We start from the raw sequence: 26,287 nt of genomic DNA, 5'->3' as shown, positions 1-26,287 counted from the left end.
TCTTAAGAACTTAAAGTTTCATAAATTTCAAAAGAAAAAGCCCCGCCGACAAAATAGGCGTGCTTATTAATAATTGTCACTGATAAAATCAGAAATCGTTTTTGTGAATTGATAAAAGGTCTTATTTTGTGTGGATGCTCTGCTTTTCAGCGTAAAAGTGTCAAATAGTGATGTTCTGAAGCCGGTGCTCATTTCGATTTGGATACTCAATCCGGATGAAGATTGATTGGCAAGGTTGTTCGGACTGACGCCTGCATATTTATCATTTGTGCCAAGAAGAACGGCTGGATACCCGTGCCGTTTCAGCACATCGGTCAAAAGTTCGGCCCGTTCTCTGTCTGTACCGCCGATTTTTATCTTTTTATCATCACTGCCGTAACCGTGCAATGAAATGACATTAGAGTGCTCTTTCACCATTTGCACGGCCTTAGGTTCATCGAAATGCGAACTTGTCAAATGCAGAGCCGCATTACCGGCTGATTTTAACCCTTCAAATAAATATAAACTCCGGTTTTCGGCAATTTCTCTGGCTAACTCACTGGTCCCCGGCTCTATGCCTCCGCCGTGTATAGCTAATATGAGGACAGAAGGGTCATGCTCCCGCGTTGAAATGGAAAAATCGGAAGGATCTTCATTCAGCTTTAATTCCTCGAAACTGCCGTAAATATCTGAAGCGGCATCAGCCCGAAAGAACGGCAGAAGCAAAAACGGTAAAATTAAAACTAAAATTCCTTTTTTGGTTATTGATGGCATTTGTATGTTTATGTTACAATACAAATGCTTCAGCCTTTGAAGCGAACGGCAGAACAGGGTGACTTTGGACGGTTTCTTCTGCTCTGCCTCTTTGCCAGCTGCTTTACGGTCTACTCTTCTAACCCTTTTTTCCATAACATCATCCTTTCTTTTGTTTACACTTTTGTCACAATATTATATACGTTGGACAAAACCTCCGTTCATCTTGAAGAATAAAAACATCAAAACAACCTCTATCCTTTAACCTAAGAAAGTCTTTCTGTTCAAAGAGACGGAAAGCTTAAATGATAAAAATGAAACCCTTCTCCTTAGTTTTGTTTGATTTCCCAATTTAAGAATCCTCGAAACAAATTGAATGTAACTGTTGTTTCCATAAAAAAAAGACTGCTGTTAAGCAGTCTTTTTTTCGTTTTATTTCGTGCCTGTTGATCCCAGTCCGCCCCGGTCATTGTTTCCGAGCTTGTCTACTTCGATCAGCTCCACTTCAGGCATTTTCTTCATGATTCTGAATTGGCAGATCCGCTCCCCCTTGGAAATGTCGGTATCCCGAAGAGCGAATGCAGGAAAAAACCAGAAGTCATTGTCGCCTTTATATGATTCATCAATGACTCCCATTGAATTTGTCTGAATGATACCGAAATGCTTATATGTACTTGAACGCGGAACGACATGCGCCTCGTATCCTTCCGGCAGTTCCATCGCAACTCCAAGCGGGATAAGTTTGAATTCACCTTTTTTGATTGTTATATCTTCAGCTGCCCGCAGGTCAATCCAATCGCCCTGTTCAATTTTACTGATTCTCGTTTGCGTATCATCTGAATATTTAATTTTGATTTGTAAAGTCATGTTCGCTGCTCCTTTTGCTTCCCTATTTCAGTCGTATTGATGACCAATCCGTGCCCCATTATACCATTTAACTGATAAGAATGCTGATTTTGGTGTATATGCAGCCGAAGAGGAAGCACGGCGAAGACAATGAGAATAAACCTAAAATGAGGGCCCCTCCTATCAGTTTTTTCCTCCATTTTCACATGACAGTTTCAATTACAATAATGTAAAGCTTTATATCCGTTCTTTCAACAGAGCTTTTTTAAAATTTCACCTTGGTTTCAAAAGGAATTTCGTTCTGAATAAAGAATTTGAAGAATAAGCGCTTAAAGGGCGCGTGATTCTTTTCTGTCCCCTGCCTCAGGCGCTTATATCAAAAGAAAGAGGTGTCTTTAGAATGGTTCAATTTAAAAACTTTCCTGATCCGTCTTTAAACGCCCCATTGCAGTCTCGCCCTGCACAGCCCTCTGAATTGGAGCATCTCAAAGCAAGGATGCAGAATTTTATTAAGCATTCCGCAACGGATGATAATCTTGAGATCGCAGATGCCCGGGTGACGGCGGAAGGAATGGTCACCTCACTTTTAAAAGAACGGCTTGATACAGAATACGAAATGCTTATGAATAAAATCACCCGGGAAGTGAATGTGGAGGATTACGGAGCGGTCCCTGACGGCCGGGACAATACAGAAGCCTTTCGGAAAGCGATCGGGAACGGCCGGGTCAAAGTAAATGTTCCCGCAGGAGAATTTTTGGTTCAAGGGATAAAACTCCCCTCATGGACTACTATTTCCGGTGAGGGACAAGGGATTACCGTGCTTAAGCTTCATGAGGACACTCCCGCATACGAATGGGTCATTACTAACGATGATTACGAAAATGGAAACCGTAATATTTTTGTCCAGAACATGACTTTAGACTGGAATCCTGATCGTCAATGCGGAGTCAGGAACCCCGGAGGACAGTTTTCCAGCTGTTTAACGTTTGCTAATGTGCAATACGGCTGGATTAAGAATGTTGAAACGGTTAACGCGGGTCTGCATGGTATAGATATTACATCTCCGACTTACGATCATTTGCCTGAAACAGAATGGACGAAAGACGGCTGCCGTTATATATGGATTGATAACTGTGTGGCATACGGCGCCGGAGACGACGGCATTACCACCCATTACAGCGAATATATTTTCATTTCCAACTGCCATTCCGGAAACCCCCGCGGCACAGAGCATGCTGAGGGCAGCGCAAACTCGAACGGCATTGAAATTGACGACGGCTCTAAACATGTGTGGCTTTTAAATAACTATACGAGCGGAAATATCCGCGGGATTGAGGTAAAGGCGCACAGCCTGTGGCCGGCTTCTCAAAATGTTCATATTATCGGTCATGTTTCGTATCGTGATGTACGTTCATTTGATATTCGTCATATCGGCCATCATCAGGCCTCAGACCCCGAAAGCACGACGGCTTATGATGTTACTTTAACCGATTGCACCGCGATTGAACCGGTATTCAATGCCCTCTATGACGGTGTGACCCCGAGGGCGCTGGTCATCTCTGCCTATAAAAACGTTAATGTAAACGGATTCACAGCTATTGGTGATCCCTCATACGACTATGGCGGGAATCCAGTCGTGGCTCTTCAATACCGCAGTCAAAATATTACGATCAACGGCATTAAAATACGCGGCTTTACACAAGCCGGGGTTGACATCAATATATCCGGCGGATCTAATAAAACCGATCATGTTAAAATTTTAAATTTTGATATATACAAGTCTTCTCCTAAAGGCATCTCAATCGGCGGAGGCCAATATAACGTAAATATTATGAACGGCACGATGATCGGAGACGGCGGTTCCGTCGGAATTACGTCCCCTAACAGTCAGGCTGTCATTCTCGGGGTGCAAGCGGAAGGTTACAGCGCTGCCGCATCTATAAAAGGACAGACTTATGAGCAGATCCCCGTCAATTTAAAGGGAGGCGCACAGCTCGCGACCAGCTCCGGTTTTGCATTCAACCCGACAAGCGCCGTTATTGCGGGAACAGGCGATATTACGGCCAGAGGTGACAGAAATGCGATCATCAGCTCTTCCGGAGGTTCAAGTTCCGAAGGTTCAAGAGCATTTATCGCCGCTTCAAACAATGTCCATATTACGGGCGGCAAAGTCTCCAGAACGATTCTGTCATCAGAAAGCATTATATTGGAAGAACCATACACGGTTGCCGGAGGGCATCAGTCCATCAAATGGAAACTGGATTCAGCGGGCGGCCACGGTACGTTCGCCGGAGCTGTCACCTCTTCCCTGTCAGGGTACGGAGAATATTTTGAAAGTGTAACCGGCCAGACGATTCCCGCCGGGACGATCGTCACAGTGAAAGGCGAAAAAATTGAACCGGCTCACGTCGGAGATTATATGCTCGGCGTCATTTCAGAAACAGCCGCTTTTATCTCAGGAGCCGCAAGCTTCGGATGGCAAAACCGCTTTTTGACAAATGAGTTCGGCGGTTTCATATACGAAAATGTGACTGACGAAGAAACAGGAGAAACGGTACGCGTACCGAAACAAAACCCGGACTGCAGTCCGGCTCTTGAAGCTGACTATGAAGCACGCGCGGCCAGAGACGAATGGCATATTGTCGGACTCAACGGCCGGCATTACGTACGGGTCGACAGTACGGTCAGCCCGGGAGATTATATCACGGCTCATAACGGAATCGGGACTAAAGCCGCGGAAGGCTGGAAGGTATTGAAACTGACGGCCTTATACAGTGCTGAAAAAGGGTACGGCATTGCAATTGCGGTTATCAAATAGGGTCTCAATATCAGGATCATCTCCTCTCTTTTCTATCGGGCGGGTATGATCCTGTTTTTTATACCGAATGAAATGCCTCTTTTTCAGCATACCGTTTCATTTGTCCAAGCCATCCATGCTTTCTGTCATAGAATACTACCGTCAGATGAAAAAAGGAGGAATATGAGTATGGATATGGGTATGGATATGGGTATGAACGGACATTATGATCACCAGCCAAAGCAGCCTAAACAAAAGAAGAAAAAGAAGAAACAAGATAAAAAGCATCTTGATTATGATTACATCGTTGTTTATAAAAGAAAATGCAAAAAATGTAAAAAATGCTGCTGACTTGACATATCAACACTTTTTACACCCGGTAAATCCCGGGTGTTTTTCTTATTATGGCGTTTCTCCGGGCTATTTTCACCCAAAATCCGGTCATTCTATCACAATACATAAAAAGACTCTATTATTTTCTTCCCTTTTCGCCTGATTAAAAGTATTTCATTTACAGAAAACAACATAAATAGAATGACATGACTTTTGAGAAAATCTGCTCTTTGCTTGGTCAATTTTTCTGCGATACCATGAATTTGCAACAATTTTTAAAAATTTCCTCAGGAGGTCATAGACATGAAAATCGCCAGAACAATAGTCGGATCATGCTTAGCTTTATCTCTAACAATTCCTTTCACAGCCAGTGCCTCAGCAGCCAGTCAGTCTGAACACCCGAATGCGCCTCACGTTTCACCCGTTGCAAATCCGTTAGAAAGTAAATTATCCCAAACAGCAGGCCAAAACGTAAAAGCAGCAGGTGTTGATGCCGGGCTGAACGTAAACGTAGATGTTCTCGGAATCGCAGATCGCATAGCTGAAGCAGTTAAGTCAGACCAAAACCGAACCGGCTGGGTAAAAAATGTCATGGAAACAACATTTTACGCATCAGGACAGAAGTACAACGTCATGGTGTTCAATTTAAATCAAGAATATGAAGACCGCTTTAACGGCGTTCAATTTTACGGATCAGCCGTTTATGACGGCATTACTTACGGAATCTGGGTCTTCGAAGACGGTTCCTTTGATAACAAAGGAGACGGGGGCTGGATCAATTGGGCATTCAGAGGATGGTTCGATCGTGATAATCAGCATATTGAATTCCACAGACCTTAATACAGAGAAAACTTGCGGCAACGCCCGCAAGTTTTTATTTTGATAACGGGATACTGTACATTTTTCACCGTTATAACGACTATACTTGAAGTGCGGGCTCCGATCGCAGCCCCGGTAAAGTCTTTCAAAGTGAGGGTATGCCATGTCAAAGTCTTTAAAAATAGTGTTGTGGAGCATATTGGTTTTCATTATCTTGTTAGTGATGATCGGAATCGTTTCTTACAATCAAACTCCGTCTGCAGAAAGCGCAGCAAAAAGAATGCTTTACAGCGTCTAATCAATTTTAAGCCTTCATCGGCTTTTTTTATTTACCGCAGAACACTTGAAGTTCTTCTGTTTAGATCGTTACGTTCCCATTCGGAATGGAGTATACGCGTATATCACCAGGCAGTCCGTTTTGATACATGGTTCCGATTATGCCTTTCGCATCTTTTTTCTCTATTCCTCATCACATCCACTTTTTTCATGCTACTGCTCTTGAAACCAACCAATCATTTCTTCAGCCTGTTCCGTTGAATCAAAAGGGTTCAATCCTAATAGCGTGTGTTACATTTTCATTTTTAAAAAAACAAGCCAACTGCGCATCCTCTTCGCAACTGCTCAATATATGAGCCTATCCATTTCTATTACAGGAAGCAGTACGATTCCTGCTTACACTCATTTTAACGGATGGCCATGTGGAGGAAATATAGACTAAATAACCTTTTTTCAAAAAGTAAACTAGCATCCCTATCAAACTTTTCATTTCGGCATAGTATGTATTAATCCTCTTTAGGAGGTGAGATTATATGGGATTCTCAGGTGGTTATGGTAGCTCCTTTGCGTTAATCGTGGTGCTATTCATTTTATTAATCATCGTTGGGGCTTCATTCCTCGGCGGTTATTAAGAATCCTCTTACCTCCGCATCCATGTCAGCAGCACCTCCATGATCGTACGGCGCCATAAATGAAATGTTTATGGCGCTCTGCTGTTTTTCCCCTTTTCATTCACACATTAAAACTAAAAAGATCGGCCGATGAATCAACATGCAGCCGATCAGTAATTCATAGATTATTGTGTAAGATTTACATCGATGACGTTATAGAAGGCATTGGAAGTATCCGCAACGTCCCATACCCCCAAAATGACATGATACCCGCTTCGATCAGTCGGCACAAAAATCTTATGAGTCAGATTCGTATCTGCCTTGGAACCGTCGTGGTTTACCGTTCCGATTAATTCAAATTCATCTCTTGACAAAGGTTTATTCGGATTCCAGTTTTTCTTGGTGATATAATAGTGCCACTTTGATGTCGCATGAGGAGCCGTGTAGTACCAAGTGAAGGTGTTAAAACCGCCGCGGATGTTTTGTTTTACCCAATAATCTGCAGTCTGCTTGTCTAAACCGAAGTCAATTTGTCCCGATCCCCCATTTGCAGACGCAATTCTTCCATCCGGCGGACCTGCAGCCGGAAATCCTTTCGGCCCTTCTACAGACTGAGGATTATCAATGACGGAGCCATATTTCTGCGCAGCGGCCGTCCAGCCCAATGTTTGTTTCTCTAAAGCTCCCATGTACGCTCTGCTGACGGGCTCTTTTATATACCCGTGCGCAGATGCATCACTTGAATAGAAAGCGCCTCCAATTCCAAGAGTAACAGTTAAAACTGCAGCTTTGACTAAACCCTTCATTACTGCATCATCCTCCCTCTTTTGTTAATAAAAACCTTTCAGTATATACACTTCACGATAGAGGATGAAATGACCTTCCTTTTCTTGATAGGAAAAAGCAATGAGGTTCGCGCTTTCCCCTTTGTTTTTTATAATCATAAAGAAAAAGCCGGGCCGATTCTGTTGTCGAATCCGCGATTGCCAAAAACCGGCCCGCCCCTTTTGCTCAGAACTTCATTCGCTGGATTTGCCGGTTTCTTTTCGGATAACCGGTGCTACTTCCGCTGCTAATCGTTCGATGTTTTCCGCGGCTTTTTTAAACGGCATACCTCCTATATCGATTTGCGCGAGAAATCGCTGATGCCCGAACAACTCATATTGATGCATGATTTTTTCAATGATCTGCTGTGAACTTCCCACAAATAAAGCTGTTTCTTTTCCGGACGCCCGCTCAAAATCTTCCTTCGTTAAAGGCTCATCGATCCCGTGATATGAATGAACGTGAGACCAGTAATTTGAATGATACGGGTAAAATTCTTGTATTGCCTGTTCATTCGTTTTTGAAATGAACATATGTCCGGTTACGGCAACCTTCACATTTTCCGGAGGATGACCGGCTTTAGAAGCTGCTTCCCGATATTTGTCAACAAGCGGCTTAGATGACATCGGATCACCGCTCAGTACAGCTAATGCCAAGCCCGCACCTGCACGCCCGGCCCGTTCTGCGCTTTCCGGAGTCCCCGAAACACCTAACCATAGCGGAATGCTTCCGCGAAAAGGCCGAGGAGAAATTTCTGCCTCGCGCAGCGGCGGCCGGTAACGTCCTTTCCAGGTAACTGATTCTTCCCCCGAATTTAATTTTAAAAAAAGGTCAATGTGTTCTTCAAACAGTTCTTTATAATAGCCTACGTCATAACCGAAAAGAGGAAACGAGTCTAAAAATGCGCCCCGTCCCGCAATGATTTCCGCCCGGCCGTCTGAAATCAAATCAAGCGTTGCAAAATCCTCAAATAAACGGACGGGATCTGCGGTGGATAATACAGTCGTGGCACTGGTCAGCTTAATATTTTCAGTGATCTGTGAAATCGCTGATAAGATGGCCGGCGGCGAAGATACCGCATAATCAAGACGATGATGCTCGCCTACACCGAATACATCAAGCCCTGCGTCGTCAGCCAGTTTCGCCAGCTTCATCAATTCATCTATCCGCTGCTTTGCGCTGACTGTTTTCCCTGTCAGAGGATCGGGATATAATTCTGCAAATGAATAAATTCCAATTTCCATACAATCACGGTGTTCAGCCCTCACATTTCTCTCCTCCTGCACTGTGTAAAAAAGCTTTTATGTTATTCTATTCAGCCGTTTTATAAATAGGAATTCATTCAAAATAAATACAGAAGCTTAACATGCAGAAGGCCGGTATAAGAGGAAAAAAAGTTTCCGGCGCCCTTCAATTCTGCCCATTATACTCATGCAGCCGTACTAGGCAAGAACAAAGCCGGCACAAGCGGATTCGAATTCATGTGTTTATTTTCAGTCCAATTCAATCCAATCGTGATATTGCTCATAAAGCTTTCGTATTCTTCCGGCATCAAGAGCGATGACTTCACACCCTCTGTCATCATACAGAAAGAAAATAATATCTTTTGTCATATTCACAAAGAAAACATCGGGATACCCAACGGAACAGCCCCCGAACCTTGGCTTCAGCGGAAAATCTTCGTGGACGGCTGCCTTAAGTAATTGGGGAATACGCAGATCTTTCCGTTTACATAATAAAGAAAACTGCTGCATTTCATATTCTTCTGCATCATCTTCTTCAAACGGACAGGGGCAGGTCTTCACCTGAATCCGATATAAATCATCCTTACACTTCAGAAACGGCTGATAAACCTTTAATTTTCTCGCGTGATTACCTTGAGTTTTGTGCTTATATACGTTGGCAACAAGGAACATGTCATCACTATGTTCAAACAGCTCATTGAAAAGTGCGGCGGTTTGATGATGAACAAGCTGAAAATACTCAAGATTCAAAGCACCGCTTTCATTAAATTGATACATATTGCCGCCGAGAGAAAAATGAATTCCCACGTCCCATTGATGATAAATGCCGGACACTAATTTTAAAGTCGGAAACCTTTCCTTCAGATAATCATTTATTTTCATTCAAACATCTCACTTTCCGTTTCCCGCTCCAGAGACAGAAGAAGCCGAAAACATTCCGCTTATTTCTTTTTCATCCTTGTAATATTATTCCGATTGGAATACAATGAAATAGAACACTGTGAACCCCATTGATCAGGGTGGATGCTGGTCACATTCATCCTGATCCTTTCTTTTACACAAGATCGCACCAACTGTGAACCCCTCCGTTTCCAACCTTATTCATTGATGTTACATATATTTCAATGGTATTATTTTCTTATACATAAGCATCAAGAGGTGTCAGCTTTGAACAGCATCAGAAGATTAAGAGCATATTTCCGGTCTCACCGTAAAATAGGTCTTGACTCTGAACTGCTTTTCACATTTTGAGTATCAACCACTTTTCCATTCTCAAGCGCTTCTTTAAATGCATCAAAATGAATTGAACATTGCTCATTCGAATTACTTCCTGCACCTTCTGTCGCTAAACTGCAAAATGTCCATCACAATCATCCTCTCTATAATTTTACAACATTGCTATAATGATTTTCATGTTTTTCCCAACCTTCAAGCTGAATCTTTTTGATCGTTACTAGGTAACCTAAATACAAAAAAACCTGCTTTCAGCAGGGTTTTTTCAGTAAAGGAGAGGTTATTTCCCCACAAATTCTATTAACTATGTTTTTGTTTTAACCATTCTTTCTTTAGCAATGCGTATTGGTATGTGTTTTCATATTTAGGTGTTCCATCCTCGTGTTCAGTAAATGAAATAAATTCAAGAAAATAACCTTCTTTACGCATTCCTAATCTCTCACATAGTTTTTGTGACCTGCAGTTATCATCTTCAACATATGCATACAGCCTTCTTGCTTCTTTTTGCATAAAGAGATACTCAAAGAAAGCCTTCGCACTTTCACTTGCGTATCCCATCCCTTCAAAACGGGCATTAAAATTCCAACAAACGGAATAGGTATCTGGCTCTTCTTTTAAATAAAATAGTTCTCCGACTAGATCATTACTGTCTTTTAAACAAACTGCAATATAAGAGTCATCTCGGCTTCTTTTTTGAACGTTTACGGCAGCTTCTTCTAACGTAGATATTCTGTCATCAAGAAAGCAATTCACTCTCGGATGTGCCGAATATTCCAACAGACCTTGCGCATCTTTCTCGGTAAAATTTCTTAAAATTAAGCGATGGGTTTCAATTTTTTGCATTTGCAGTCTCCTGTTTCATTGTTATCGACCTTTGAAAAGAACTTCTTCGTTTGTTGAAGAACTTATCACAATCTATTTTTACTATAATGATGGGTGGTATCATCTTTGTCAAAAACAATAATCATTCATTTGCCGCCCGCAATGTAAAGTACTGAACAATTTTCGTGAAAAACCCTCAGTATCGAATATAGAAACGAGCAATAGTAATAAAACAAAGTTAAGCCATTAAAAGCTTATTGAGTATTTTTTCAAACTTATTTACGCTCATCATCTCATGAGTGAGAAATGTCCCCTTATAAAACACGCTGAAAGTCGTCCAAACTGCCGGGGATTTTTGCGCCATATCTTTTGTCGTTATTCGCCGGGCCTGAAAATGAAGTCCTTTCTTTTCAGTCAGTTCCTTTAAATCCTTTAACACTCCGACTGCAAATGGGCATTGGGCTGTATAAAATATTGTGATTCCCTCATCATTAACGGAATTACTTTTCACCTGTTTTTTAAATACAGGAGGATGTGCATGTTCATTCCACGTCAGTGACATCAACTGAAAATAGGGTTCTGCTTCATCTTGCACAGCAAATCCCATATGTTCAAAGAAATGCTTATCACTTAAATAAGGGAGTTTTTTCTTCCCCACTATATGAACTATCCCATCCATACCGCGGGATTTTGCATCTGACACACATTTTTCTAACAAGTGTTTCGCATGTCCGTTATTCTTATATTTACCTGAGACCCAAAGGCAATTAATAAACATAAAATTAGGTGCACTTACCGGGACCCACGCTTCTTCTGCAGGTAAATATTCAATAAAAACTTTGGCCCGTTCGTTTAGGCGGTAGAACACCAAGCCATCACTCATCCGATCTTTGAGCCAGCTCTTCTTTTCATTTACCGCATCCTCATATTGTTTCGTACCTAACGCACAGCAAATATGATTGTCATCAATATTGTCCCTAGTCAACTCAATGTATTCCATTTTTCCTCACCCGCTTTCTTTTGGGAACATCAGCTTTACTTCCGGTGAACATTGTAATTTCTCAGAAATATAGAGTCCCAGTACCAATATATGAACGCAGCAGCAATGCTCATTATGTAATAAATGAAACTTCTGAAAACCGTGAAATCAATTGACGGATTACCTATGTGCCAGAACAAGAACACAGCTAAAAAAGCGACTGCGGTATAAATGAAAAGATGAACCAAACTAAACTTTTTAGGCTTCTTTCTTAGCCATAGTTGCACAGGAACAGCAAACAAAAAGTAAGTAATCAATGCGTAAAAAGCAATGATAACTACAGTAACTAATGCAATTGGCACAAAACCCGAGTATACAAACATATATAGCCCGAAAATCAAACCATACGACAAACTTGAAAAAGCCAATGTGTAGGTATAGCTCTTTAATCTTGTTGAATTCAGCTTCAAGTCACCGCCCCGTTCATTTACTTCGCACTTACAATATCGTAGTTTTATTGTCTATTTGTCTGTTTTAATCACTATTTGACATTCAATTTTATAATCTGTTTCTCCTGTTTCAATCTTTGTATCATCGCGGTTAACTTTATATTTCCCTCCATACAAACTTGCTGATATCGGGTGCCTTATACCACTCTTTAACTGATCGTAAATGTATTTCTTGCCTTCTTGAAAATTCTTTCGAGGAACATGTCCTACTTTGCAATCATTTACATAGACAGCTATAGCTTCCGGATCGTACTTGTTGTTCTCTTCTAACCGCAATTCACAATTTGAGAAAAGGGAATTATGATAAATAAATATCGGCTCATCAAAAGTTGATTCTAGAATCTCTTTATTTGTCATACCATCATATTTTTCATCGAAGAAAAAGCTGTCTTCATCCTCAGTCTTGATGGCTTTCTTAATATCTTTTTGATAGTGTGATGTTCCTGCAACCTTAAAGTCTATATACTCGAAAAATGCAGACTTTTCTTCATATTTCCTTGAGAAGCCTGTCTCTTGAATCAAGATTGGGAAATTTTCTTTTTTCGATACCATCTCTGTTTCGTTATTAATGCCAACAGTGTTCATATTATTATTTTTATTCTCATTTTGTTCATTTTTAACTTTGTTCTTGAAAAAGTTGAGTATACCCAAATGTACCCCTCCATTTGAAATAAAAGATTGGTTTAATCAAAAAACTCATCATCAATAAAATCATTTTCTCTTGCAAGTTTATTCGAATCCTTTTTAAAAAACCTTTGCTTCAATTTTTCTTTAACTGTTAATTTTTTGTTTTTGTCCTGGCATATATGACATATATAATCTCCGTTGTTTGATAAATGAATAAGTAATTCATCGACACCTGACCTTTTGCAGATACACATCCTGTGCTGACCATCACTAAACGAAATATGACCGCAAGCATTTATGCTTGCATATATTCCTGAATGTTTTTTATGCATGTCCGGTTTTATGTAGTGCGCAGCCAATCTTCTGCATTTTAATGCATATTCATGCTCTTCGCCTTCTAAAGCATTAAATTCCTTATCAGTTAAATCTAAGGAGCACTTTCCTGTTCTAACTTTATAACAGTCATGTTTACTTAGCCTAAAATAAAAAGAATGTTTCGTAGGATTTATTAACTGATCCAACCTGATCCCCTTCTCTTTAAAAGAATGATTTTATGCAACTCCTTAAAATTTGTATTTCGTTACTTTTATTGTAACTTTAGTATACTATGATTACTTTTAATTATCAGTATACCCATAAAAAAGGTCAAGGAAATACCTTGACTGTGTATCGCTCACCAATCTGCATCCGGCTCATCGTGTTCGAATCCGTAAAAGCCTTTAATCCACACATCTCCGCAGCCTGCTTCTTTTGTGATCAATAAGTAATGATTTCTGTTTGCATCACCATTCACCTTATCAGCCGAGCTCAAGTTCAAATGATTACCCGTGAAATTCTTTTCACTAAAGGTAAACTCATATCCTGCCAGTGTAATTCTCTGCAGTGCAAGTCAAATATCTATAGAAAGATTATGACCACAAAAGCAAAGCATTCTGTGCATTTGGAGACAAACCCCCATTTAAACACCATTCGGATGACAAATCATCCATAGAATCCTCCCTTCATAGCTCCCTCAATTTTTGTAGAGACACTTGCCCGCAAAAATGTAAGGGTTTTCAAAATAAGAGCAGTATGCTAAATTGTAAGATAAGTAAAAATTTTCTGCTAATATTTGAAAGGGGTGTATGATTTGAAAGCTGTAGTAGCAACAAAAGACAAAAATATAGCGATCGTACAAAAAGAATTACGTCCTTTGCGACATGGTGAAGCCAAAGTTAAGATGGAATACTGCGGTGTATGTCATACTGACTTGCATGTTAAAAATGCTGATTTCGGGGATGTTACTGGCGTCACTTTAGGTCATGAGGGAATAGGCATTGTGACTGAGATTGGTGAAGGCGTAACAAGCCTGAAAAAAGGTGACCGCGTCTCTATTGCCTGGATGTTTGAAAGCTGCGGCTGCTGTGAATATTGCTTAACTGGCCGGGAAACTTTGTGCCGGGATGTAAAAAATGCCGGCTATACAGTTGACGGCGCAATGGCTGAAGAAGCAATCGTAGCGGTTGATTATGCAATAAAGGTACCGGAAAATTTAGATCCTGCAGCAGCAAGCAGCATTACTTGTGCAGGTGTAACAACTTATAAAGCGGTTAAAGTCAGTGAAATTAAACCAGGTCAATGGATCGGTGTATTTGGAGTCGGCGGTTTAGGCAACTTGGCTGTTCAATATGCAAAAAACGTCTTTAACGCTAAAGTGATTGCTTTCGACATTAGCGATGAAAAATTGAATTTTGCTAAGAGCTTAGGCGCTGATGCGGTTGTAAACAGTTTAAACGAAGACCCCGTCGCTAAGGCAAAAGAAGTGACTAACGATTTAGGGCTTGATGCTGTGGTCATCACGGCTGTCTCTAAAACCCCTTTCAATCAAGCGATTGATGTTGTAAAAGCAGGAGCCCGTGTAGTCGCAGTCGGTTTACCGGTGGACAAAATGGATTTAGATATTCCACGTCTTGTGTTAGATGGAATTCAGGTAGTAGGTTCATTAGTAGGTACCAGAGAAGACCTGAAGGAAGCTTTTCAATTTGCTGCGGACGGCAAAGTTGTACCTAAAGTGACAAAACGCCCGATCGAAGATGTGAATGATATTTTTGAAGAAATGGAGCAAGGTAAAGTGACCGGCCGCATGGTTATCGATTTTACTTCCTAATCATTAAGGCTGCCGGGAATGATACGGCAGCCTTTGATCTCTATTCTTGGTCAGCGCCCCACCCAGACTGAATGAGACTTTGTCATTTAGTTCAGAAAAGAAACTTTACAGCCATTCGGCGGTTATTCATTTTGCAAGTACTCTCTTAACTAACCCTGATACAATATAATGGAAGGTCATTCATTGCCGAAGCGTAGCTCACCAGAGGTTCCTCATAACACTAAAAACCTACTCACTGCACTTTTTACAGCAGACCTTATCAGAGTGTTTGCTTAACACTTTGTCCATTCTCCCCACAGGCATTTTCTTCTCACTCGGAAGTGTAAGATAAGCTGTTATCTCATCCCCTGATTTTAATGTTTTTCCGCAGATAGAGCATTTTAACTCAGTATTAAAGAAATTTTTTAATCCCATTCATAAGCCTCCTTATTTACCTTTATAAAGTAATACGTTAATGCTTTATAAAAGTTTCAGGTTAAAGAAATACTCCTTGCCCGGGAATTTACTTTCTTTCAGTTGTTACGTACCCGCACAGGGTTAACAATCGTCTTGTTCTTTAACTCAAGTGAGAAGATCGCCTTGTAAAACATTAGCGTAAAATCATCTTCATGCATTGACCAGTTTACTGCAGTGTATGGATTGTTAATTTGTGACATTTATTTGTCCTCTTTAAATTTTTTCTTCTTCTCTCAGCTTAAAAAAGAAGGAATTGTTTTATAAATATTGTAAATTTATAGCTGTATCACACATTCAGTATTAAGAGGAGGAATACGAATGAAAAAGAAAATTATTGCCGGCGCTCTTGCTTTTGGGTTAATTCCGCTAATGGGGGCTGCAGATGTTTCTGCAAAATCTTTGCCGAATCAAGATAAAATCATGAAACCTGCTGGTTGGTCATGTGACGCTCCGTATATTGCGTGTCAGCCTTTTTCTGGCGGTACCGGTAAGGTTTCATTCAACTATCAAGGCAGCTCTCCAGGAAAAATCAGAGTTTTTGTTGCGAATGACGGCAGCAAATCTTTCAAATTCACCATTAATTATCCTAATGGGAATACACTCTTATCCTCTACGACATTAAATGCGGGGAAAACGTTCATTCAAGAATTCAGCGTTAACCAAAAAGGAGAATACATCCTGAAATATGATAGCGGCACCGGTGATAGTGTCGATGGTTTCTTTAGATCTGTTGAGATCTAAATTCCGTTAGGAAAGTCGGCAGTTTTGCCGACTTTCTTTTCCAAGCATTCTGCAGGAATAAACGTAAAGTTCCGAATAAACATATGACCTTTTTGAAACGGAAACTTTATCGGCATCACAAACCCGCAAGCAGCCTCCTTGTATCGTACCTTCCGTCCCTTTGTGATTTGTTTTGATTTGTCGTATACTGCGCTTGCCCGGGAAATGATGAATATTTTCGTTAACTATAATTTCCTTGTACCTCTTCGTATGTGGCTCTGCATGATGAAGTAACTTCATGGCTCACCACTTTCATACACAGTTTTATTGCATGTTGAGCCATATCCCTCCTCTTTCAACAGCAAACCGTCCCATCCATTTCTCTCTTCCAGTTAACTTCCCATTATTTCATATTCTTAGAAGCTCTTCATTTTAGACTTAATATCCATTTTTTCTTATTTAGACTTAAATCTATGTCGAAATTTATCGTCCGGCATATTATGTACTATCCTAACAACAGGAGGTGGCAATATATGGGGAACTACGGTGGAAATTACGGTGGAAGTTCTTTCGTATTGATCGTTGTGCTTTTCATTTTGTTAATCATTGTAGGTGCTGCATTCCTTTTCTAGCACATTGACGATTTATAATCGTCTCCCAAACATTGCATCCCTTAGTTCGGACAGACGCCATAAGAAGTTTTATGGCGTTTTTACTTTTTAAAAAATCTATCTAAGATAAACATTTTTTATTTTTACTCTGGTAAGCGGGAGAGTTTCCTCCCCTGCCTGCGCCAATATTGCCGCTATGAAGAATAAAGCGAACAATCCCTAAATAGTTGTTAAAAAACTAAAGCGTTTTTAATTCATCAGAATTACAGATGTTGTGGACTTAAAAAGGATATTACTCACCTTTATAAAGTTGTCATTCGTTAGATTTAGTCACTGAATCTTTTTTGTAAGGGTCCGCCCACAAAATGCGGTGTTCACATATTAAATCATTTTCACATAAAAAAACCGGATTCCTCTTCTAAGAGGTTCCGGCTTTTCTTATTGTTCGGTCTTTGTCAGTTAAAATGCAGGAAAATATACGGTGACGTGCTGCACACACCCGCTATTATAATATTTCAATAGAGCCTTCTGTTCCATGAACGCGGATTCGCTGCCCATCTTTTATCAATTGGGTTGCATTTTCAACTCCAACAACTGCAGGTAAGCCGTATTCACGCGCGATAACCGCTCCATGGGTCATCAGTCCGCCAACTTCAGTAACCAGGCCTTTTATGGATACAAACAATGGTGTCCAGCTGGGATCAGTATAGGAGGTAACTAATATATCTCCATCTTCCAAATCGGCATCTTCCATGTTTAAAATAACCCGTGCCCGGCCCTCTATGACTCCCGAGGAAACGGGCAGCCCGGCAATCGCTCCGGCCGGGAGATTTTCTCGTTTGTACTCGCCTGTAACGATTTCACCGTCAGACGTGATAACACGCGGCGGAGATAGTTTTTCATATACTTTGTACTCGCCTTTTCGTGTGCTGATGATTTGGTAATCCAATTTATTTGTGCGTACGACTTCCTGAAGTTCTTCAAAAGTGAGATAGTATATGTCTTCTTTTTCATGAATAACCCCCGCTTTTGCGAGTTGTTCGGCTTCTTTCAGTAAAGCCTGCTTATAAACGAAGTAGCGGCTGATCATGCCGTATTTTGGATATTCTCTGAATCCGCTGAAGTTCCGGATGATTTGGATCATTCGTTTAGTTTCTTTGGCTTTTTGTTCACCGTCCGGTAATTGCTTCAATCGGTCTAATAACTCTTGTTCTTTCTTCAATGCCTCCTGCCGCCCTTGCTCAAATTTCCGCTGGCTGGCATTTGACTCAAAGTTTTTGAGATTATTAAGAATCATAGGGACAAGTGCAATTGATTTTTCGCTCCATCGAGTTCTTGTGATATCAATTTCTCCGGCACATCGCATTCCGTACTTGTTGAGATAAGCATAGATAGCGTCATGGGTTTCCCGCCCGCCTTCAAACTTCACCAGCCCATCCAAAAAGTGATCATCTTTTACATTCTCTAAATAGGCAATTACTTCTGGATAAGGACGGATCACATCGGCGACGTCCAATAGCGCAAGCCCCATTTCTGAAGTAATATTATGGGGTACAGATTGAGAAAGCGGATCTGCTGCGTTTTTTTCGCCTAACCACTCGTTCATTTTTTCGTTAATCCATGATGAAGCATCCATTGCAGTTCGAATCAATACCGAACTTTTTGGATTAAATAAAATATTCTTTAATTCCTGGATATCTTCCAAAATAAAACGAAATAAATCAGATCCTGATTTCGTCTGGATGTTTTGTTTTAACTCTTCTATCGATGCCTGACTGCTCTTAATCAAATCAGAAACAATTGCCGGATCGTTTTCAGCTTGATCCGGCATATCTGCATTGCCTTTGCCGGGAATCGGCGCCGTTTTATCATGTATCGGCTTAATGAAATCATGCCGCTCTATTATGGTCATAAGTGCGTCTTTTAAGAGCGGATCGTGCTGCCCCATGCCTTTTAAGAAAACTTCTCTGACATTAGGGGATGCCAGTTGATGTGTGACATCAACGAATAGCCTTCCGCCGGCTTTACGCATGGGTGCAGCAGTCGTCAACAGAAAAAAAGACAATCCAAGGGGTTTTATGGGATCCGTCATCATTTGCTGATGACCGACAGAGATATAGACGTGATTTTCTCGATCGTTCGCTTCAGGAACGGGGTATAACGTTGTGATCGGACGACTTTGGACAATATAAAAAGTATCGCGGTCCAAACACCATTCGATATCTTGCGGCTGGCCGAAATGAGCTTCGATCTGTCTCCCGATACGTGCCAGCTGTAAAATTTGTTCATCAGTCAGTGTTTGAATCTTTTGCTGATCAAGATCGATCTCCTGTGTTTCCGTTCCGCCTTCTTTTCGTTCATAGATAGCCTTTTTTTTGGTTTCTATTCTCTTATCGACGATTTGCCCGTCCTGTACTTTATAACAATCGGCAGATACTAAGCCGGAGACCAGTGCTTCACCAAGTCCAAAACCGGCATCGATGGACAGCAGCTTTCGGTTTCCGGTCATCGGATCAGCGGTAAATAAAATCCCCGAAGCCTGGGGGAACACCATCCTTTGGATGATAACAGATAAATAAACTTGGCTGTGATCAAACCCATTTTGCATACGGTAAATGACCGCGCGATCCGTAAATAGGGACGCCCAACATTTACTGATATGCTGCAAGATCGCATCGAGGCCGGTAATATTTAAATAGGTGTCTTGTTGACCGGCAAAAGAGGCATGCGGTAAATCCTCAGCTGTCGCACTGGAACGTACGGCATAGGCATGTTCTTCGCCGAACCGGGAGAGATAGCAAGCAACTGCTTTGACTACATCTGAAGGAATTTCTGCTTCCATAATGGTTTGCCGGATTTTTTTGCTGACTTCACCAATTTGATCCCGATTCTCCGCTTTCAGCATGGTCAGTTGACCCAACAGCGCTTGTAACGTTTCGTTTTGTTCAATGGCTTTTCGATATCCTGCGGTTGTGACACAAAATCCTTCCGGTACTTGTATTCCTTGAATTTTTGATAATTCCCCTAAATGTAACCCTTTTCCTCCAACGAGCAAAGGCTGTGTTTTTTCAATTTCGTGAATGCCGAGAACCAAAGAACTCATTCTATATCTCCCCTTCAAAAAAATTTGACAAGAGCTTTTCAGCATGATATAATCATAATATAAGATGGATAACTATGACTTTTCACACAGAAAGCGCGCGTGTTCTGATTATATCACCGTATCTGTTTTTGTGCAATATAAAAAGAACCTGGCCAATTTGGCGAGGTTCTTTCTTCATTTTCTAAGGAACTCCTGAAGTTGAGTGATACCTGTGAATCCATTGCAGAAAGGCTATCTCCACGGATTCAAGAAACAGGAAAATCTCGGTAATAAAAAACATCCCCTTCACGCAAAGTGAGGGGATGTTTTGTGTGTATACTTCTCATTTCATCGTACATTACAACTTACAAGAATGCTTATCTGTTTCCTTCAATAGTTAACACATTTGAAGTTATATTAGCGCTGCCGCTGCTTTGATATCCCTCAACTGACCTCCTGAAAATTAGGTTTGTCGAAAGCTCTTTAAAGCTGTATTGAGATCTTTTGTGTGAGCGTAAATGTTCTTATACAACTCGAATAATGTTTTATATTTTTGAACATTTTGTTCTTTTGGATAAAATGCAGCTGCTTCATGAATGAACTGCTCTGCACATTCTTCAAGAGAGTCAAACCACCCGCTTCCGAAGGCGGCTAACATCGCAGCCCCCATGGCCGGACCTTGTTCATTTTCTAACTTAACCACCCTCGTATTGAAAATATCAGCCTGCATTTGAAGCCACGTTTCATTTTTAGCTCCCCCGCCAATAGAGACAACCGTATCAACTGATTTTCCCGCTTCGCGGAATAGCTCAATTGATTCATATAAAGAGAATGTGATGCCTTCCATTATCGCCCTCAAAAAGTGCTCTCTTTTATGGGCTCCGTCCATTCCGATCAAGCTTCCCCGAATAGATGAATCAGCATGCGGCGTTCTTTCACCGACCAAGTAAGGAGTGTACAGCAGTCCGTTTGCTCCTATCGGAACAGATTCCACGCCCTGCAATAATTGTTCAAACGATTCGTTCGGCGCAAACGTTCTTTTAAACCAGTCCAAACTGTACCCTGCAGCGAGCGTAACTCCCATCGTATAAAAAGAATCCTTCTTTCCATGATTAAAAAAGTGCACTTTCCCTTTAAAGTCCCTTTCTTTGTCTTCTTCACAGGAAAGTATGACTCCTGACGTCCCGATACTGCATAATGTTTTTCCCGAAGAAAGAATACCGGTTCCGACAGCACCGCAAGCATTATCTGCTCCCCCAGCGTATACTTTTGTTTTTTCGAGCAGCCCTGTCTTCGCCGCAACGCTCGGAAGCAGCGATCCTACACAGTCATGGGATTCAACCAGCGGAGGACAAATTTCTGCTGAAATACCAAATTGATTGCAAATCTCATCGCTCCACTCTTTGCGGGTCATATGTAAAAGTAACGTTCCTGCCGCATCGGAGTATTCGGTGTGAACGGCGCCGGTCATGCGGAATCTCACATAGTCTTTCGGAAGCAGAAAAACAGCGGTTTTGTTAAAAAGTTCAGGCTCATGTTCCTTCACCCATAACATTTTAGGTAATGTAAACCCTTCAAGGACACGATTTTTTGTGATATCAAGCAGATGATCGCCAAATGTCTCGGTTATCCTGCTGCATTGAGGCGTCGTTCTGGTATCATTCCAAAGAATCGCATGACGCAGCACCTGCCGATCTTGGTCAAGCAGTACTAACCCATGCATTTGTCCTGAATAGCTAATCCCGTCAATATCCCCAGATTGGACGTTGGATATCGAAATCAATTCAGCCAATGCTTCAATTGTTTGCTGCACCCAGTCTTCAGGATTTTGCTCACTATATCCCGCCTTCTCTTGGATGAGCGGATAACTTTTGGACGCTTCTGCACAAACCTTGCCGTTTTGATTGACTAAAATGGTTTTCACGGCACTCGTTCCAAGGTCTATTCCAATGACATACTTCATTTTTTCGCTCCTTCCTCTCTAAATAGATCCCCATTGAAATGACCCGCCATAACAGTAACTTCATGGCGGGCAATTGGGAACTTGGCTGCCTGCATCTTTTTACGGCGGGATCTGGAGCTTCTTTTTTCATTTGTTATACCTGTAAAATGTATTGGTTTAATATCGCTTTTAACCGTTCCTGTCTCCCTGATTCGTTTTTAATTGGCTGATTGTTCAGCGCATATTGCTCAAGCGTCTTGAAATCAGCTCTTCCTTCTGCAATTTCAAGGCCAATCCCTTCAGTAAAGCTGCGGTAACGGTGTTGAATCACATCTTCAAACACACGATCTTCGATTAACTTGTGTGCGGCTTTCAATCCTCTTGCAAATGTATCCATCCCTGCAACATGGGCATATAGTAAATCATCAGGCTCAAAAGAAGATCTCCTGACCTTTGCGTCAAAGTTTAATCCTCCGCTTCCAAGACCGCCATTTTGCAGGATTTCGTACATTGCTAATGTCGCAGAATATAAATCTGTCGGAAATTCATCTGTGTCCCATCCTAAAAGCGGATCACCCTGATTCGCGTCAACAGAGCCGAGAAGGCCATGCACTCTCGCCATGCGTAATTCATGTTCGAATGTATGCCCGGCTAATGTGGCATGATTGGCTTCGAGATTTAATTTAAAATGATTGTCTAAGCCGTATTGCTTTAAAAAGGCAATGGTTGTTGCTGCGTCCGTATCATATTGATGGGTGGTCGGCTCTTTTGGTTTTGGTTCAATCAAAAACTGCCCTGTATACCCGATTTCCTTCGCATAATCCACTGCCATATGCATAAATCTGGCCATATTATCAAGCTCAAATTTTAAATCGGTATTTAACAAAGTTTCGTACCCTTCACGCCCACCCCAAAATACATAGTTCTCGGCGCAAAGCTCTTTTGCTGTTTCTAATCCTTTTTTTACTTGGGCTGCGGCATACGCAAATACATCTGCATTACAAGAAGTCGCCGCACCATGCACAAAACGGGGATTCGTGAACATATTTGCAGTATTCCATAATAGCTTAACGCCGCTGGTTCTCATGTAATCTTTTATCATGTCCACGATTATATCCAGATTTTGATTTGTCTCTTTTAACGTACTTCCTTCCGGTGCGATATCCCGGTCATGAAAAGCAAAAAATGGCGCATCAAGTTTTTCAAACATCTCAAATGCTGCATCTACCCTCGCTCTCGCCAGATCCATGCCTTTATAGTGATCCCACGGTCTCTGCATCGTAGCTGCGCCAAACATGTCTGTGCCGTCAGCGGTAAATGTATGCCAATAAGCAATAGAAAACCGCAGATGCTCTTTCATTGTCTTTCCGCCGATTACTTCTTGAGGATTATAATATTTAAATGCCAAAGGATTAGTGGAATCTTTCCCTTCGTAAATCACTTTGTTTACGCTTTCAAAATAGCCGACTGAACCAGAATGAGACTGAGCCACGTGTGATTTCCCCCTTAAAAATAAATTCTAAACATGATCATTCAAATACAGATGCTTTTATGTCATGTTATATATTAGTTTGTTGCCTAAACAAACTAACTTATTTTCATTTTATATAACCTCATCAGTATTTTCAATATTTTTTTAGTTTTTTACGAACACATTAGATATAATAAAGGTTGGATTCGCTATGTACTGCGTTTCGCACGATAACACAGAACGTTCAACTTAATTTAAAGATTATACAAATGGAGTGGATGAAGTGGATATCGCTGATCAAGCCTTTGTCAAAAAAGTTAACCAAAAGTTATTACTAAACGAAATACTTAAGAATTCTCCTATTTCAAGAGCAAAATTATCTGAAATGACCGGATTAAATAAATCAACTGTTTCGTCACAGGTAAACACATTAATGAAAGAAAACCTCGTATTTGAAATAGGTCAGGGACAATCAAGCGGCGGCAGAAGACCAGTCATGCTTGTTTTTAATAAAAAAGCAGGATACTCCGTAGGAATAGATGTTGGCGTGGATTATATTAATGGCATTTTAACAGATCTTGAAGGGACGATCGTCCTTGACCAACACCACCATTTGGAATGCAATTCTCCAGAAATCACTAAAGATATTTTAATTGAGATGATTCATCACTTTATTGCAAATATGCCGCAATCTCCGTACGGGCTTATTGGTATAGGCATATGCGTTCCCGGGTTAATTGATAAAAATCAAAAAATTGTTTTCGCTCCGAACTCCAACTGGAGAGATATTGACTTAAAATCTTTCATCCAAAAGAAGTTCAATGTGCCCGTTTTTATTGAAAATGAGGCAAATGCCGGCGCATATGGAGAAAAAGTATTTGGTGCTGCCAAAAATCACGATAACATGATTTATGTAAGTATCGGTACAGGGATAGGAATCGGCGTTATTATAAACAATGATTTATACAGAGGGGTTGGCGGATTCTCTGGAGAAATGGGACATATGACAATAGACTTTAATGGTCCGAAATGCAGCTGCGGAAACCGAGGCTGCTGGGAATTGTATGCTTCAGAAAAGGCTTTAATAAAATCTCTAAAGACGAAAGAGAAAAAAGTGTCCACTCAAGATATCATAGACCTCGCCCATCTGAATGATATTGGAACTTTACATGCATTACAGAATTTTGGTTTCTATTTAGGAATAGGCCTGACCAATATTTTAAATACATTCAATCCGCAAGCCATCATTTTAAGAAACAGCATCATTGAATCGCATCCTATGGTTTTACATTCAATTAAAAGTGAAGTGTCATCCAGGGTTTATTCCCACCTAGACAATAGCTATGAACTATTACCATCTTTCTTAGGAAAAAATGCACCCGCTTTAGGAATGTCCTCTATTGTGATTGATCATTTTCTCGACATGGTTCATAACTGAAATGTATAAACTTCTATGTTTTACGCTCATCTTTAAAGATGGGTTTTTTGTTTTGTTATTTTCATCCTGAATGGGAGCATATCTGACGTGTTTTTCCACACAGGCACTTTCTAATATGAAAAAGGAGTTCCAAAATAGAAAGCTCCTTTTTCATGCGGACATTCATTTTTCTTTATAACGGAAATATCTGAAGTCGGCCGGAATATGATTTCCGCTCGTATCTTGGCATTGCATCCCTACAAAAGCTCCTGTAAAGAATCCCCCGCCGCGGATGTAATCATCTGATAATTTTTTCGATTCCAATGCAATATCGATTTTGTGCCAATCTTCTTTGTTAAATGAATAGAAATAATAATATTTTTCGTTTTCAATATTCACTTTTAAATAGACGTACTTGACTTCACGAGGAATCACAATTTTATTTTTTAACGGTTGTGAAAAAGAAAAGTTATCACATATCGTTAATTCAATAATACGGCCAAGTTCTTCATCATGCGTGACTTGAAGAGCCGTCCAGTTCTCTGTATTGTAATAGTTCACCAAACCAGCGGCTTGCTGAAAATTTTCCGGATAAAACGCAACAGCCGTTTCCGCTTCAAAATGGAGACTTTGCCAGCGTCTGGCTACAAATGCCTGAGTAAATGTCGAAGTTAAGGATTCATGGCCGTATAATCGTAAATGATTTGGCGCTTGAGTTAATGAACCTAATTTCTCCATAAACGGGATTCTTAATGTTTGAAAATTAATATTTAATGCTGCATCCTCAAATTCATCAACTTCCGGATACGTGTCTTCAAACAGTGTTTCAGGTATAGAAGGCGCATCCACTTCCAAGCTCCCTTCTTTTCCGCCTTCTACATAAGGCCAGCCATCTTTCCAATAGAGCTTTTGTATAGCTGTTTCTCTGCCCAAAGGACAATATCCTCTCTGCTGAAAAATTGAATCATCGTCCGGATGAATGGGACGTCCCGTTAAATGGGCTAAATACCACTCATCTGTATGTGTGTGAACAATAGATGCATGCCCGCATTTTTGCAATGGGTTTTCCGGCGCATGCCATGACGTTAAGATTGGGTTATCGGGATGAACTTCATATGGACCCTCGGTATTTGCAGAACGGGCAATTGTAGCAGCATGTTCGAACCGCGTTCCTCCTTCTGCGGTTAATAAATAATAATAGTTCCCGATATGATAAAGATGCGGCGCTTCCGTCAGCTTTCTTTCAGTTCCTTTAAATATCACTTTCGGTTTACCGATCAGTTTTTGCTCCTTATCAGAATATTCCTGCATGACAATGCCTCCAAAGGAGTGCCGATCAATACGCTGATCCCATAACATATTTAATAAATATTTTTTCCCATCCGTATCATGGAACAAAGAAGCATCAAAACCCGAGCTGTTTAATGTGATCGGCTCCCCCCAATCACCATCAATCGTGTCACAAGTCACTAAATAATTGTGGCAATCTTTCCAAGCGCCATCTACGACCTTAACATCCGTATAAATCAGCCAAAACTTTCCGTCGCTGTAACTTAAACATGGCGCCCAGACCCCGCCTGAATTAGGATTTCCTTTCATGTCTAATTGCGAAACTCTCTGTAATGGATGTGCAACTAAGTGCCAATTGACTAAATCTTTTGAGTGGTGTATCTGGACTCCCGGAAACCACTCAAATGTAGATACAGCGATATAATAATCCTCTCCAACCCTGCAAATACTCGGATCGGGGTTGAATCCTTTAAGTACTGGATTGATAATCTTCATGCAG

Annotated in this window: 24 protein-coding genes; 8 read left to right on the top strand and 16 right to left on the bottom strand. The window is 40.9% G+C overall.

What is annotated here, in order from left to right:
• Window positions 1–66 precede the first annotated feature (66 nt).
• Entirely contained in the window at window positions 67–888 is an 822-nt protein-coding gene (locus G9F48_RS04570; RefSeq protein WP_094246900.1) for a poly-gamma-glutamate hydrolase family protein, read from the bottom strand.
• Window positions 889–1,164: 276 nt separating this feature from the next.
• A complete protein-coding gene (locus G9F48_RS04565; protein ID WP_003154017.1) occupies window positions 1,165–1,599 on the bottom strand; it encodes a dUTP diphosphatase in 435 nt (144 codons plus the stop codon).
• Between the two features lie 379 nt (window positions 1,600–1,978).
• Between G9F48_RS04565 and G9F48_RS04560 the strand changes: the two genes are divergently transcribed.
• From G9F48_RS04560 to G9F48_RS04545, 4 genes are all read left to right on the top strand, one after another.
• Window positions 1,979–4,396 (top strand): peptidase G2 autoproteolytic cleavage domain-containing protein, encoded by a 2,418-nt coding sequence (locus G9F48_RS04560; protein ID WP_165409092.1) that lies wholly within the window; start codon window positions 1,979–1,981, stop codon window positions 4,394–4,396.
• Between the two features lie 168 nt (window positions 4,397–4,564).
• Window positions 4,565–4,726 carry a hypothetical protein gene (locus tag G9F48_RS04555; protein ID WP_165408826.1) on the top strand — a complete coding sequence of 54 codons (162 nt, stop codon included), beginning with the start codon at window positions 4,565–4,567 and terminating at the stop codon, window positions 4,724–4,726.
• A 285-nt stretch (window positions 4,727–5,011) separates the two neighbouring features.
• The gene (locus G9F48_RS04550; RefSeq protein ID WP_146276841.1) at window positions 5,012–5,548 is read left to right on the top strand and encodes a stress protein; all 537 of its coding nucleotides are present in this window, start codon (window positions 5,012–5,014) and stop codon (window positions 5,546–5,548) included.
• A 788-nt stretch (window positions 5,549–6,336) separates the two neighbouring features.
• On the top strand, window positions 6,337–6,435 hold the full coding sequence (locus tag G9F48_RS04545; protein ID WP_003154022.1) for a YjcZ family sporulation protein: 99 nt from the start codon (window positions 6,337–6,339) through the stop codon (window positions 6,433–6,435).
• Between the two features lie 164 nt (window positions 6,436–6,599).
• Here G9F48_RS04545 and G9F48_RS04540 read toward each other — a convergent pair whose 3' ends face one another.
• The 9 genes from G9F48_RS04540 to G9F48_RS20030 form a co-directional block, all read right to left on the bottom strand.
• The gene (locus tag G9F48_RS04540; protein ID WP_003154023.1) at window positions 6,600–7,220 is read right to left on the bottom strand and encodes a lytic polysaccharide monooxygenase auxiliary activity family 9 protein; all 621 of its coding nucleotides are present in this window, start codon (window positions 7,218–7,220) and stop codon (window positions 6,600–6,602) included.
• A gap of 213 nt (window positions 7,221–7,433) precedes the next feature.
• Entirely contained in the window at window positions 7,434–8,507 is a 1,074-nt protein-coding gene (locus G9F48_RS04535; RefSeq protein WP_165409091.1) for an LLM class flavin-dependent oxidoreductase, read from the bottom strand.
• Between the two features lie 225 nt (window positions 8,508–8,732).
• On the bottom strand, window positions 8,733–9,365 hold the full coding sequence (locus G9F48_RS04530) for a DUF3885 domain-containing protein (RefSeq protein ID WP_165409090.1): 633 nt from the start codon (window positions 9,363–9,365) through the stop codon (window positions 8,733–8,735).
• A gap of 651 nt (window positions 9,366–10,016) precedes the next feature.
• Window positions 10,017–10,559 (bottom strand): GNAT family N-acetyltransferase, encoded by a 543-nt coding sequence (locus G9F48_RS04525; protein WP_165409089.1) that lies wholly within the window; start codon window positions 10,557–10,559, stop codon window positions 10,017–10,019.
• A 217-nt stretch (window positions 10,560–10,776) separates the two neighbouring features.
• The gene (locus tag G9F48_RS04520; RefSeq protein ID WP_165409088.1) at window positions 10,777–11,538 is read right to left on the bottom strand and encodes an N-acetyltransferase; all 762 of its coding nucleotides are present in this window, start codon (window positions 11,536–11,538) and stop codon (window positions 10,777–10,779) included.
• Window positions 11,539–11,573: 35 nt separating this feature from the next.
• Window positions 11,574–11,987 (bottom strand): UPF0715 family protein, encoded by a 414-nt coding sequence (locus G9F48_RS04515; protein WP_156734993.1) that lies wholly within the window; start codon window positions 11,985–11,987, stop codon window positions 11,574–11,576.
• Window positions 11,988–12,038: 51 nt separating this feature from the next.
• Entirely contained in the window at window positions 12,039–12,677 is a 639-nt protein-coding gene (locus G9F48_RS04510; protein WP_156734995.1) for an HIRAN domain-containing protein, read from the bottom strand.
• 32 nt (window positions 12,678–12,709) lie between these two features.
• Window positions 12,710–13,174, bottom strand: coding sequence for a hypothetical protein (locus tag G9F48_RS04505; RefSeq protein WP_156734996.1), 465 nt, complete (start codon window positions 13,172–13,174; stop codon window positions 12,710–12,712).
• Window positions 13,175–13,326: 152 nt separating this feature from the next.
• Window positions 13,327–13,470, bottom strand: a complete 144-nt coding sequence (locus G9F48_RS20030) for a hypothetical protein (RefSeq protein WP_154066727.1) — start codon at window positions 13,468–13,470, stop codon at window positions 13,327–13,329.
• A 312-nt stretch (window positions 13,471–13,782) separates the two neighbouring features.
• Between G9F48_RS20030 and adhP the strand changes: the two genes are divergently transcribed.
• On the top strand, window positions 13,783–14,799 hold the full coding sequence (adhP, locus tag G9F48_RS04495) for an alcohol dehydrogenase AdhP (protein ID WP_165409087.1): 1,017 nt from the start codon (window positions 13,783–13,785) through the stop codon (window positions 14,797–14,799).
• Between the two features lie 228 nt (window positions 14,800–15,027).
• On the opposite strand, the gene G9F48_RS04490 is transcribed toward adhP, so the two are convergent.
• Window positions 15,028–15,213, bottom strand: coding sequence for a hypothetical protein (locus tag G9F48_RS04490; RefSeq protein ID WP_003154035.1), 186 nt, complete (start codon window positions 15,211–15,213; stop codon window positions 15,028–15,030).
• Window positions 15,214–15,573: 360 nt separating this feature from the next.
• Between G9F48_RS04490 and G9F48_RS04485 the strand changes: the two genes are divergently transcribed.
• Together G9F48_RS04485 and G9F48_RS04480 are read left to right on the top strand one after the other, a co-directional pair.
• Window positions 15,574–15,996: a hypothetical protein gene (locus G9F48_RS04485; protein ID WP_156734998.1), complete on the top strand. Its 423-nt coding sequence runs from the start codon at window positions 15,574–15,576 to the stop codon at window positions 15,994–15,996.
• 512 nt (window positions 15,997–16,508) lie between these two features.
• On the top strand, window positions 16,509–16,607 hold the full coding sequence (locus G9F48_RS04480) for a YjcZ family sporulation protein (protein WP_003154037.1): 99 nt from the start codon (window positions 16,509–16,511) through the stop codon (window positions 16,605–16,607).
• A gap of 484 nt (window positions 16,608–17,091) precedes the next feature.
• Here the strand turns inward: G9F48_RS04480 and ppsA are convergent, their stop codons facing one another.
• The 3 genes from ppsA to xylA all read right to left on the bottom strand — a co-directional run bounded on the left by ppsA (window position 17,092) and on the right by xylA (window position 23,102).
• A complete protein-coding gene (gene ppsA, locus G9F48_RS04475; RefSeq protein WP_165409086.1) occupies window positions 17,092–19,689 on the bottom strand; it encodes a phosphoenolpyruvate synthase in 2,598 nt (865 codons plus the stop codon).
• Between the two features lie 442 nt (window positions 19,690–20,131).
• Window positions 20,132–21,631 (bottom strand): xylulokinase, encoded by a 1,500-nt coding sequence (xylB, locus tag G9F48_RS04470; protein ID WP_165409085.1) that lies wholly within the window; start codon window positions 21,629–21,631, stop codon window positions 20,132–20,134.
• Window positions 21,632–21,764: 133 nt separating this feature from the next.
• Window positions 21,765–23,102, bottom strand: a complete 1,338-nt coding sequence (gene xylA, locus G9F48_RS04465; RefSeq protein WP_165409084.1) for a xylose isomerase — start codon at window positions 23,100–23,102, stop codon at window positions 21,765–21,767.
• Window positions 23,103–23,364: 262 nt separating this feature from the next.
• Between xylA and xylR the strand changes: the two genes are divergently transcribed.
• Window positions 23,365–24,519 (top strand): transcriptional repressor XylR, encoded by a 1,155-nt coding sequence (xylR, locus tag G9F48_RS04460; protein WP_165409083.1) that lies wholly within the window; start codon window positions 23,365–23,367, stop codon window positions 24,517–24,519.
• Between the two features lie 162 nt (window positions 24,520–24,681).
• Here xylR and xynB read toward each other — a convergent pair whose 3' ends face one another.
• The gene (gene xynB / locus G9F48_RS04455; protein ID WP_165409082.1) at window positions 24,682–26,283 is read right to left on the bottom strand and encodes a xylan 1,4-beta-xylosidase; all 1,602 of its coding nucleotides are present in this window, start codon (window positions 26,281–26,283) and stop codon (window positions 24,682–24,684) included.
• Between the last annotated feature and the right edge of the window lie 4 nt (window positions 26,284–26,287).

The sequence above is a fragment of the Bacillus sp. EKM420B genome (assembly GCF_011065565.1).
GTDB classification, from domain to species: Bacteria; Bacillota; Bacilli; order Bacillales; family Bacillaceae; genus Bacillus; species Bacillus velezensis.
The sequence above is the reverse complement of the archived record's forward strand: the minus strand, read 5'-3'. Positions and strand labels throughout refer to the sequence as shown.

Coding starts and splice junctions, on each gene's coding strand:
- ppsA (WP_165409086.1), bottom strand. CDS start 19,689: ATGAGTTCTTTGGTTCTCGGCATTCACGAAATTGAAAAAACACAGCCT.
- xynB (WP_165409082.1), bottom strand. CDS start 26,283: ATGAAGATTATCAATCCAGTACTTAAAGGATTCAACCCCGATCCGAGT.
- G9F48_RS04555 (WP_165408826.1), top strand. CDS start 4,565: ATGGATATGGGTATGGATATGGGTATGAACGGACATTATGATCACCAG.
- G9F48_RS04480 (WP_003154037.1), top strand. CDS start 16,509: ATGGGGAACTACGGTGGAAATTACGGTGGAAGTTCTTTCGTATTGATC.
- G9F48_RS04530 (WP_165409090.1), bottom strand. CDS start 9,365: ATGAAAATAAATGATTATCTGAAGGAAAGGTTTCCGACTTTAAAATTA.
- G9F48_RS04540 (WP_003154023.1), bottom strand. CDS start 7,220: ATGAAGGGTTTAGTCAAAGCTGCAGTTTTAACTGTTACTCTTGGAATT.
- G9F48_RS04520 (WP_165409088.1), bottom strand. CDS start 11,538: ATGGAATACATTGAGTTGACTAGGGACAATATTGATGACAATCATATT.
- G9F48_RS04545 (WP_003154022.1), top strand. CDS start 6,337: ATGGGATTCTCAGGTGGTTATGGTAGCTCCTTTGCGTTAATCGTGGTG.
- G9F48_RS04525 (WP_165409089.1), bottom strand. CDS start 10,559: ATGCAAAAAATTGAAACCCATCGCTTAATTTTAAGAAATTTTACCGAG.
- xylB (WP_165409085.1), bottom strand. CDS start 21,631: ATGAAGTATGTCATTGGAATAGACCTTGGAACGAGTGCCGTGAAAACC.
- G9F48_RS04485 (WP_156734998.1), top strand. CDS start 15,574: ATGAAAAAGAAAATTATTGCCGGCGCTCTTGCTTTTGGGTTAATTCCG.
- G9F48_RS04550 (WP_146276841.1), top strand. CDS start 5,012: ATGAAAATCGCCAGAACAATAGTCGGATCATGCTTAGCTTTATCTCTA.
- G9F48_RS04560 (WP_165409092.1), top strand. CDS start 1,979: ATGGTTCAATTTAAAAACTTTCCTGATCCGTCTTTAAACGCCCCATTG.
- G9F48_RS04565 (WP_003154017.1), bottom strand. CDS start 1,599: ATGACTTTACAAATCAAAATTAAATATTCAGATGATACGCAAACGAGA.
- G9F48_RS04570 (WP_094246900.1), bottom strand. CDS start 888: ATGGAAAAAAGGGTTAGAAGAGTAGACCGTAAAGCAGCTGGCAAAGAG.
- G9F48_RS04490 (WP_003154035.1), bottom strand. CDS start 15,213: ATGGGATTAAAAAATTTCTTTAATACTGAGTTAAAATGCTCTATCTGC.